At 73.5% G+C, this 8,767-nt stretch carries 8 protein-coding genes; 3 read left to right on the plus strand and 5 right to left on the minus strand.

Going from position 1 to position 8,767, the window contains the following annotated elements; translation table 11 throughout:
- Nucleotides 1–7 precede the first annotated feature (7 nt).
- The 5 genes from ETD83_RS20215 to ETD83_RS20235 all read right to left on the minus strand — a co-directional run bounded on the left by ETD83_RS20215 (nt 8) and on the right by ETD83_RS20235 (nt 4,982).
- Nucleotides 8–1,522, minus strand: coding sequence for a class I adenylate-forming enzyme family protein (locus ETD83_RS20215; protein WP_138646702.1), 1,515 nt, complete (start codon nt 1,520–1,522; stop codon nt 8–10).
- Nucleotides 1,519–2,685: a cytochrome P450 gene (locus tag ETD83_RS20220; RefSeq protein ID WP_138646703.1), complete on the minus strand. Its 1,167-nt coding sequence runs from the start codon at nt 2,683–2,685 to the stop codon at nt 1,519–1,521. Before ETD83_RS20220 ends, ETD83_RS20215 begins: the two co-directional genes overlap by 4 nt.
- A complete protein-coding gene (locus ETD83_RS20225) occupies nt 2,682–3,434 on the minus strand; it encodes a glycosyltransferase family 2 protein (RefSeq protein WP_138646704.1) in 753 nt (250 codons plus the stop codon). Before ETD83_RS20225 ends, ETD83_RS20220 begins: the two co-directional genes overlap by 4 nt.
- 2 nt (nt 3,435–3,436) lie before the next feature.
- Nucleotides 3,437–4,438, minus strand: coding sequence for a 3-oxoacyl-ACP synthase III family protein (locus ETD83_RS20230; protein WP_138646705.1), 1,002 nt, complete (start codon nt 4,436–4,438; stop codon nt 3,437–3,439).
- A 157-nt stretch (nt 4,439–4,595) separates the two neighbouring features.
- The gene (locus ETD83_RS20235) at nt 4,596–4,982 is read right to left on the minus strand and encodes an SCO2583/SCO2584 N-terminal domain-containing protein (RefSeq protein ID WP_138646706.1); all 387 of its coding nucleotides are present in this window, start codon (nt 4,980–4,982) and stop codon (nt 4,596–4,598) included.
- Between the two features lie 145 nt (nt 4,983–5,127).
- Between ETD83_RS20235 and ETD83_RS20240 the strand changes: the two genes are divergently transcribed.
- The 3 genes from ETD83_RS20240 to ETD83_RS20250 all read left to right on the plus strand — a co-directional run bounded on the left by ETD83_RS20240 (nt 5,128) and on the right by ETD83_RS20250 (nt 8,750).
- The gene (locus tag ETD83_RS20240) at nt 5,128–6,288 is read left to right on the plus strand and encodes a steroid 3-ketoacyl-CoA thiolase (RefSeq protein ID WP_138646707.1); all 1,161 of its coding nucleotides are present in this window, start codon (nt 5,128–5,130) and stop codon (nt 6,286–6,288) included.
- A 45-nt stretch (nt 6,289–6,333) separates the two neighbouring features.
- Nucleotides 6,334–7,323 (plus strand): MBL fold metallo-hydrolase, encoded by a 990-nt coding sequence (locus tag ETD83_RS20245; RefSeq protein WP_138646708.1) that lies wholly within the window; start codon nt 6,334–6,336, stop codon nt 7,321–7,323.
- A gap of 170 nt (nt 7,324–7,493) precedes the next feature.
- On the plus strand, nt 7,494–8,750 hold the full coding sequence (locus ETD83_RS20250) for a cytochrome P450 (RefSeq protein WP_138646709.1): 1,257 nt from the start codon (nt 7,494–7,496) through the stop codon (nt 8,748–8,750).
- Nucleotides 8,751–8,767 lie beyond the last annotated feature (17 nt).

Raw genomic sequence — 8,767 nt, forward strand, 5'->3', positions numbered from 1 at the left:
GCGGCCTTCACGGGGTGACCAGCTCGCGGAGGCGGTCGCGGTCGAGCTTGCGCGTCCGGCCGGAGCGCGGCAGCTCGTCCAGGACGACGATGCGGTCCGGGAGCGCGTCGTGGTCGATGACGCCGGGGAGGCTGCGCCGGAGCCGCCCCGGAAGATCGCCCGGGCCGACGACCGCCAGGACCACCTCCTCGTCCCCGGTACCGGCGTCGGGCACGCCCACGATCGCGGCCTCCGCCACGCCGGGAAGCGCGGCGATCGACGGTTCGTACAGGCCGGGGTAGAGGTTGAACTTGCCCCGGATCAGCATGTCCTTCTTGCGTCCCATGAGGACGAGGCGGCCGCCGTCGAGGCGCGCGAGGTCGCCGGTCGGCAGTTCCGAGACGGGGCCGGCGCCGAGATATCCGCGGCACAGGTTCGGGCCGGACAGCAGCAGCTCGCCGTCGTCCGCCAGGCGGGCGCCGACGCCGGGCAGCGGCGCTCCGAGAAGGTCACCGGGCGCGGTGCGGGCGGCGTGGGCGAGCTTCTCCTGCGCCGACGCGATCGCCACCGGCAGGATCTCCGTCATCGCGTAGACGGACAGGACCTCGGCGGACGGCGCCGCCGCGACGGCCCGCCGGAGGATCGCGGCCGGTGCGGGCGCGGCGCCGAGCAGCACGTACCGCAAGGTCGGCGGCAGGTCCGGGGACGCGTCCAGGATCTCGCCCAGGTGGACGGGCACGCAGAACGTGTGCGTGGCCCCCCGTTCCCGCATCAGCCGGGCGGCGCCGGCAGGGGCGCCCGTCAACGGCGGCATCGACCAGCGCGCCCCCGCGACCAGCGCCGGGAGCCCGAGCATGAGCTGATCGGTGTGGACGACGTCGCCGGGGCCGAGCGGCATCCGCGTCCGGAACAGGTCGAGCGCCGCCGCCAGCGACGCCTGGGTGTGGACGACGGCGCACGGGTCCGCCGTCGTCCCCGACGTGAAGATCACCGCGGCGGGCGCGTCCGGGTCGATGGCGGAAACCAGGTCGGGCGCGTCTCCGTCCGCCAGGTGCTGGAACGACAGCGCGTCTCGCGGCACGCCGGGCAGCCGCCGCCCGACATGGATGTGCCGCATCGGCCCCTCGCCGGGAATCTCCAGGTCCGCGAGGTTCGGCAGCAGCAGCCCGCGCCGTCGCGCATACGCCCGGACGGGCCGCAGCCGACTTCCCGCGTACAGCATCGATTCCGCCGCCGACCAGCGCGGACGCGCCAGCCTCAACCGCGCCGAGAACATCTCGGGACCGGCCCCCGGATCGGCGAACACGACCACTCCCCCGGCGGCGACCACGCCCAGCGCCAGCACGAGCGACTCCGGCGACGGCCGGACGGAGAACAGCACCCCGTCACCGGGCGCCAGCCCGGCGGCGAGCAGCCCGTGCCGGACGGCGAGCACCCGCCTCCGCAGTTCGCCGTAGGTGAGTTCCGTGCCGTCCCCGGAGACGAGCGCGATGGCACCGGGCGTCCTGGCTGCCTGGTCGAGCAGTCGCCGGACGAGGGTCACGCCATCCCCCTTCCCACGCGGACGGCCAGTTCCCGGTACGTCGGGATCAGGACGCCCCGGGCGGCGGCGCGGCGCGTGATCGTGAGCGGCCCGGCGGCGAGCAGCGTCCGGGCGACCAGCCGGATCTGCGCCATGGCCAGCGGATACCCGAGGCAGAAGTGCGGACCCGCGCCGAACCACAGCCGCCGCAGCTCGGGCGGGTGCGGACGGTCGAGGTCGAACGGCCCGAGGGCGCGGCAGCAGTTGTGCGTGGCGATCAGGACCCGGTCGCCCGGACGGACCTCGACCACGCCGACCGCGACCGGGCGGTGCACGCTGCGCAGCATCACCGGCGTCGGAGTGGTCACCCGCATGGCCTCGTCGACGGCCCGGTCGAGCAGCGCGCCGTCGGCGGCGACGCGGGCGAGCTGCCCGTGGTCGGCGAGGAGGGCGATCAGGCGCGGCAGGAGCGTGGCGACCGTCTCGGTGCCGGTCAGGAAGAAGGCCCCGGCGGCTCCCCGGGCCTCGTCCTCCGCGAGGCCGAGCGTCCGCATCCGTCCCATGACGGTTGATTCGTCCCCCGCGGCGTACGCCTTGGCGGCGATGTCGCCGAGCGGGTCCAGCACGGCCCGGGCCCGCCGCACCTGGGCCGGCGACAGCCGCCGCGTCCGCAGCGAGACCATCGCGACGATGCGCTCACCCTGCTCGAACAGGTCGCGGTAGGCCGGTTCGGTTCGGGTCTCCAGGCCGATGACCTCGCCGATCACGGCCCCGGCCAGCACGCGGACGGCGTCCACCAGGTCGACGGCCGCGCCGTCCCGGAGGCGGCCGGTGAGCCGCGCCAAGGGCTCCTCCAGGACCCGCGCGCACAACGCCTCGGTATAGGACGGCACGAACAGGTCGGCCAGCCGGCGGCGCAGCACGCGATGCGCCTCGCCCTCCATGTTGAGCAGGACGGAAGGCCCCAGTACCGGCGTCCACAGCTCCCCCGGGGAACCGGGGCCGTCCTTCCGGAACGTCTCGCCGTCCGTCAGGATCCCGCGCGCCAGGGACGCGTCGTTCACGACCACGCCGACTCCCGGCACGCGCACGATCGGCCCGCGCCGGGCCGCGGCGCGCAGCAGCGGATACGCGAGCGGATGCGCGGTCACATAGAGGCGCCGTTCCCAGTCGCCGGTCATCATCGGACGTCCACCACGGGCGGCCGGTAGCGGTGGTCGGCGTACCAGCCGAGCGTCCTGACCAGGCCGTAGGCCCGCAGGCGGCGCACCGACCCGTACACGACGACGTCCTCGCGCAGCCCGTAGGCGCCGGTGACGCGGCGGACGCGGTTGACGAGCGCGCGGTCCTCGTGGACGTCCTCGATCCGGGTGCGCGGGAACCCGCCCGCCCGCTCGTACAGGTCGGCGGTGATGGCGACGTTGCAGCCCGGCATCATCACGTACGGGCCGAGGGAGAGCGGGTCCCGGTTGCCGGGCCTGAAGCGTCCGAACAGCGCGGCGAGATCGATGACGGCGGGCAGCAGGCGGCGCTCCCAGAACCTCAGCGGGAACTCGTCGGTGCGCGGCAGCAGCGGCCCGGACACCAGCTCCAGCCCGTCGCCGAACGCGCGCTTCACCGCCGCGACCCAGCCGTGGTGCGGAAGGCAGTCGGCGTCGGTGCGGGCGACGTGGGTGGCCCCGGCGGCGATGGCGTGCCGGACGCCGGTGTCGGCGGCGGCGCCCGTCCCCTTCTCCGGTTCGTGGACGATCCGGACGTCGAACGCGCCGCTCCCGGCCCCGAACTCCTTGACGACCTGCGCCGTCCCGTCCGTGCTTGCGTTGTCGACGACGACGAGCGTGAACCCGGTGTCGGTCTGCTCGGCGAGGCGCCGCAGCGTCGCGCCGATGGAACGTTCCTCGTCATAGGCGGGGACGACGATCCAGAGCCTCATGGTCACAGCTCCGCGAACATGACGCCGAGGCTGATGCCGCCCGCCAGGCCGACGAGCGCCACCCGGTCGCCGGGCCCGCACCGCCCCTCGGCGAGCGCGGTGGCGAGCTGCAGCGGCAGGCTCGCGGACGCGACGTTGCCGTGGTCGGGCAGCGTCACGACGAGCCGGCCGGCCGGGATGCCGAGCGTCGAGCGCAGCACCTCCAGATACGGCACGCTCACCTGGTGGACGGCGACGACCGCGAAGTCGTTCCACGTCAGGCCGGTCTTCTGCAGCGCGGTCGTGAAGATCTCGGCGCCGCCCCGCACGAACGCGTCCCTGAGCCGCCGCCCGTCCCCGCTGAAGTAGGTGCGGTCGGGGTCGCGGGGATGCATCGAGCCGCCGGCCGGGAGCGTTCCGGTCCGCCACGCGGCGGAGACGGCGGCGAAGTCGCGGTAGAAGATCCCGCCGTCCGGGGCCGCCTCGACGAGCATCGCGGCGCCGCCGTCGGACAGGGTGTAGCCGGCGAAGGCGTCCGCGAACTGGGCGCGGTCGCGCACCTTCCAGCGGATCGCGCGGGACGGGCTCTCGCCCGTGCAGACCAGCACCCGCTCGTGCTGCCCGGTGCGGATCAGCGCGTCCGCGATCTGGAGGCCGTTCAGGAAGCTGTTGCAGGCGTTCTTGACGTCGAAGACCGGGCAGGCCGCGCCGAGCTTCGCGGCGACGATGTGCGCGGTGGCGGGCTCGACCAGGTCCTGCGACGCCGATCCGAAGATCAGCAGGTCGATCCCGGCGGGGTGCGTCCCGCGCTGGGCGAGGACGCGGCGCGCGGCGGCGACGGCCAGGTCGGACGCCTGCTCGTCATCACCCATGACATGCCGGGTCCGGATGCCGGTCAGCCGCTGGACGATCGTGGGAGGCGGCCGGTACCCGCCGCTCTCGGCCGCGACGCGCGCCTCCACCTCGGCGCTGGTGACCGTCCGGTCGGGCAGGTGCGTCGCGACCGCGGTGATGCTGGCTCTCATGGCCTGGGGTCCCCCGGTTCCTCGTGTTCCGTGGAACCACCAGCGTCGCCTGTCCCGGACGCTCCCGGACAGGGCGACCCTACGGAACCAAGGATGGGCGTTCTACCCCGGTTCAAGGTGAGTACTGCCACTCATCCAGGCTGAGCGATCCCGCCCGCTAGACCTCGGGGATCCCGCTCGGGGCGGCGGTCGTCGGCACGGGCGCCGGAGAGTTCGGCACGGTCGGGACGACCGGCCGCACCGGCTCCTCGGTGTCCCTGGCCCCGGAGTTCCACCACCAGAGCGCGAACGAGATCGCGAACAGCACGAGGATGCCCGCGAGGACCTGGAACACCGCCATGCGGTGGCTCGGCTCGCGGCGTCCCCGGCGCGGCCGCCGGAACCGGAGGACGCCGGAACGCGCGGCCCGGCGCGCGGCCCGCCGGTCGCGCCGGCGCTCGCGCCTGCCGGGCGAGCGGGCCCGCTCGCTCGCGGACGGCTCGGTGAACGTTGCGCTCCGGACGAAATCGTCGTCGAACACGGGCTCGTCGAAGTCTGCGGCCATGAGGGTCTCCGGCGCGGGGGCGGCGGTCGGCTCCCAGGCTAGTCGACGCCCGCGCGGGGCCGTCCTGGTGGCCGGGACCGGTGTGCCGGCCGAAATCTAGAACCCGTTACAGTCATAGCTGAATCGCGTTCGATAAGGAGACCGCATGGGTACCCCGGTGATCGTCGAGGCGGTGCGCACGCCGCTCGGGAAGCGCAACGGCCGGCTGGCGGGCCTCAAGCCGATGGCCGTCCTCGCGCACGCGCTGACCGCCGCGATCGACCGCTCGGGCCTCGACGCCGCCGAAGTGGAACAGGTCTTCGCGGGCTGCGTGACGCAGGCGGGCGAGCAGGGCGGGCACGTCGGCCGCTACTCCTGGCTCTACGCGGGCCTGCCCTGGCAGACCGGGGTCACCACGATCGACGCGCAGTGCGGGTCGGCGCAGCAGGCCGTCCACCTGGCCGCGTCACAGATCGCCGCGGGCGTCGTGGACGTCGCGATGGGCTGCGGCGTCGAGGTGATGAGCCGCGCGCCGCTCGGCTCCAACGTGCTGCCCGCGAACCCGCGGCCCGGCGACTGGCCGATCGACATGCCGGACCAGTTCGAGGCGGCCGAGCGCATCGCCGCCCGCCGCGGCATCACCCGCGCCGAGCTGGACGCGTTCGGCGCCCGCTCGCAGCAGCTCGCCGCGAAGGCGTGGGCGGACGGCCGCTTCGACCGGGAGGTCGCGCCCATCACGGCGCCCGTCCTGGACGGCGACGGCGACCCCACCGGCGAGACCCGGGAGATCACCCGCGACGAGGGGCTCCGGGAGACCACAGCCGACGGGCTGGCGAGGCTCAAGCCCGTCCTCGGCCCGGACGCGCTGCACACGGCGGGCACGTCGTCGCAGATCTCGGACGGCGCCGCCGCCGTCCTGCTGATGGCGGAGGAGAAGGCGAAGGCGCTCGGCCTGCGCCCGCGCGCCCGGATCAGGACGCAGGCCCTGGTCGGCGCGGAGCCGTTCTACCACCTGGACGGCCCCGTGCAGGCGACCGAGCGCGTCCTGCGGCGGTCGGGCATGGCGATGGGCGACATCGACATCACCGAGATCAACGAGGCGTTCGCGTCGATCGTGCTGTCGTGGGCGTCCGTCCACGGGCCGGACATGGACACGGTCAACGTCAACGGCGGCGCGATCGCGCTCGGCCATCCGGTCGGCGCGACCGGCTCCCGCCTGATCACGACGGCGCTGCACGAGCTGGAGCGCCGCGACGCCGGGACGGCCCTGATCACGATGTGCGCGGGCGGCGCGCTGTCCACCGCGACCATCCTCGAACGGATCTGACCCCAACGGAGCTGAAAGATCTCCCTGGCGCGAAAGGCGGTCCCGTTGCAGCCGAAACCCGAAGACCTCGGCGGAGGATTGTGGAGCGTTCCAGTTCCCATCCCGGACAATCCGCTGGCCTACACGCTCGTGTACGCGGTGGAGAGCCCCCGGGGGCCCGTCCTGATCGACGCCGGCTGGCAGCACGAGGACGCCTGGACGGCCCTCCGCGACGGCCTCGGCACGTTCGGGATCGAGGTCGGCGACGTCCACGGCGTGGTCGTGACGCACTTCCACCCCGACCACTCCGGCCTGGCCGGACGCGTCCGCGACGAGTCGGGCGCCTGGATCGCCATGCACCACGCGGACGCCGAGATCGTCCGCCTGTTCCACAACGCCGGCCAGGGCGGCCGCCGCGCCTTCGAGCTGACCGCACTGCGCCGCGCCGGGGCGGCCGAGTCCGACCTGACCGGGTCCAGCCGGCAGACGCCGGTCGCGCCGCCCGCGATCCCGGACCGCGAGCTGTCCGACGGCGACCTCGTCGACCTGCCGGGACGCAGGCTGCGGGCCATCTGGACGCCGGGCCACTCCCCCGGCCACATCTGCCTGCACCTGGAGGACGGCGACCGCATCTTCACCGGCGACCACGTCCTGCCGCGCATCACCCCGCACATCGGCCTCTACCCGTACGACACCCCGGACGTGGACCCGCTCAGCGACTTCCTCGGCTCCCTCGACAAGGTCTCCGCGATGACGGTGGAGGAGGTCCTGCCCGCGCACCAGTTCCGCTTCACCGGGCTGTCCGGCCGCGCGCAGGAGATCATCCGCCATCACGAGGAGCGCCTCGCGGAGGTGGCGGCGCTGCTGTCGTCCGCTCCCCTCACCCTGTGGGACCTCACGGCGGGCCTCACGTGGCGGCACCCCTGGGCCGAGATGCACCAGGGCGCCCGCCGCATGGCCGCCGCCGAGGCCGCCGCGCACATCCGCACGCTGGAGACCAGGGGCGTCGCCCGCCGCGACGGGACGGACGACCCCATTCGCTACATACTGCGCTGATCCTCCTCCCGCCACCGCGACACCTATGTGCGGCATGGGTCACTCCGGCCACCGGACCCTTGATGAGACTGGAGTCTCATGTTAGAACGTGTTCTAGGTCCACGGGCCCGAGCAAGCGCTCAGTTCGGTGCTGGCGCCCCCGGTCCCACCCCCGGCACGAAGGGTCCCCCATGGCACTCGCGACCTCGACCGGCTCCGCCGCGCGGACGTTCCGGGCTCCCGAAATCGACATCATCGACCCGGGCGTGTACGAGCGCGGGGGCATCCCGCACCGGCAGTTCGCGTGGCTGCGCGACAACGACCCCGTCCACTGGCACCAGGACCCGAACGAGGAGGTGCCCGGCTTCTGGGCCATCACCCGGCACGAGGACGTCGTGCAGGTGTCCCGGCGCGCCGACCCGTACTCCTCCCACGAGCGGACGGCGATGTTCGAGGAGTTCACCGACGAGGACATCGCCCTCTACGGGCAGATGATGCTGTTCCAGGACCCGCCCGACCACACCCGCCTGCGGGCCATGGTGAACAAGGGCTTCACCCCGCGCATGATCGGGAAGCTCCAGGACCACGTCAGGGAGATCTGCCACCGGCTGATCGACGAGGCCGCGCCGCTCGGCGAGTGCGACTTCGTGGAGTACTTCGCCGCGCCGCTGCCCCTCTACACGATCTGCGAGCTGCTCGGCGCGCCGCTGGAGGACCGGCAGAAGATCTTCCACTGGTCGAACAAGCTGGTCGCGTTCAACGACCCCGACTTCATCGGGGACCGGGACGAGTCGGCGATGTGCGCCGCCGAGTTCGCGGGCTGGGGCGTGGAGCTCGCGCGCAGCCGCGAGTCGACGCCCCGCGACGACATCGTCACCAAGCTGCTCGCGCCGGACGCCCGCGGCGGCCGGATCAGCGAGGAGGAGTTCGCGCTCTTCGTGATCATGCTGTCGATCGCCGGGAACGAGACGACCCGGACCGCGACGGCGGGCGGCATGCAGGCGTTCTTCGAGCGTCCCGAGCAGTGGGAACGGCTGAAGGCGGACCGGAGCCTGCTGCCGGCGGCGGTGGAGGAGATCGTCCGCTGGGTGAGCCCGATCAACCAGTTCCGCCGGACGGCCCTCAGCGACGTCGAGCTGGGCGGCAAGCAGATCAAGGCGGGCGACAAGGTCGTGCTGTTCTACGGGTCCGCGAACCGGGACGAGCGGGTCTTCGACGACCCGTTCTCGTTCGACGTGGGCCGCGACCCCAACCCGCACCTCGGGTTCGGCGGCGGCGGCCCGCACTTCTGCCTGGGCACCCATCTCGCCCGGATGAACCTCCAGATCATCTTCGAGACGATCCTGGACCGGACGCCCGACATCCGCCCGGCCAGCCCGGCGCGCCGGCTGCGGTCGAACTTCGTCAACGGGCTCAAGGAGCTGCCGGTGCGCTTCACCCCGTCCTGACCCCGCCCGTCCTGACC

It is taken from the genome of Actinomadura soli (genome assembly GCF_005889715.1).
Classification (GTDB): Bacteria; Actinomycetota; Actinomycetes; order Streptosporangiales; family Streptosporangiaceae; genus Spirillospora; species Spirillospora soli.

Bases quoted from the DNA above. Each gene is read 5' to 3' on its own strand.
- ETD83_RS20250 (WP_138646709.1), top strand. From the start codon at position 7,494: ATGGCACTCGCGACCTCGACCGGCTCCGCCGCGCGGACGTTCCGGGCT.
- ETD83_RS20220 (WP_138646703.1), bottom strand. From the start codon at position 2,685: ATGATGACCGGCGACTGGGAACGGCGCCTCTATGTGACCGCGCATCCG.
- ETD83_RS20240 (WP_138646707.1), top strand. From the start codon at position 5,128: ATGGGTACCCCGGTGATCGTCGAGGCGGTGCGCACGCCGCTCGGGAAG.
- ETD83_RS20225 (WP_138646704.1), bottom strand. From the start codon at position 3,434: ATGAGGCTCTGGATCGTCGTCCCCGCCTATGACGAGGAACGTTCCATC.
- ETD83_RS20235 (WP_138646706.1), bottom strand. From the start codon at position 4,982: ATGGCCGCAGACTTCGACGAGCCCGTGTTCGACGACGATTTCGTCCGG.
- ETD83_RS20230 (WP_138646705.1), bottom strand. From the start codon at position 4,438: ATGAGAGCCAGCATCACCGCGGTCGCGACGCACCTGCCCGACCGGACG.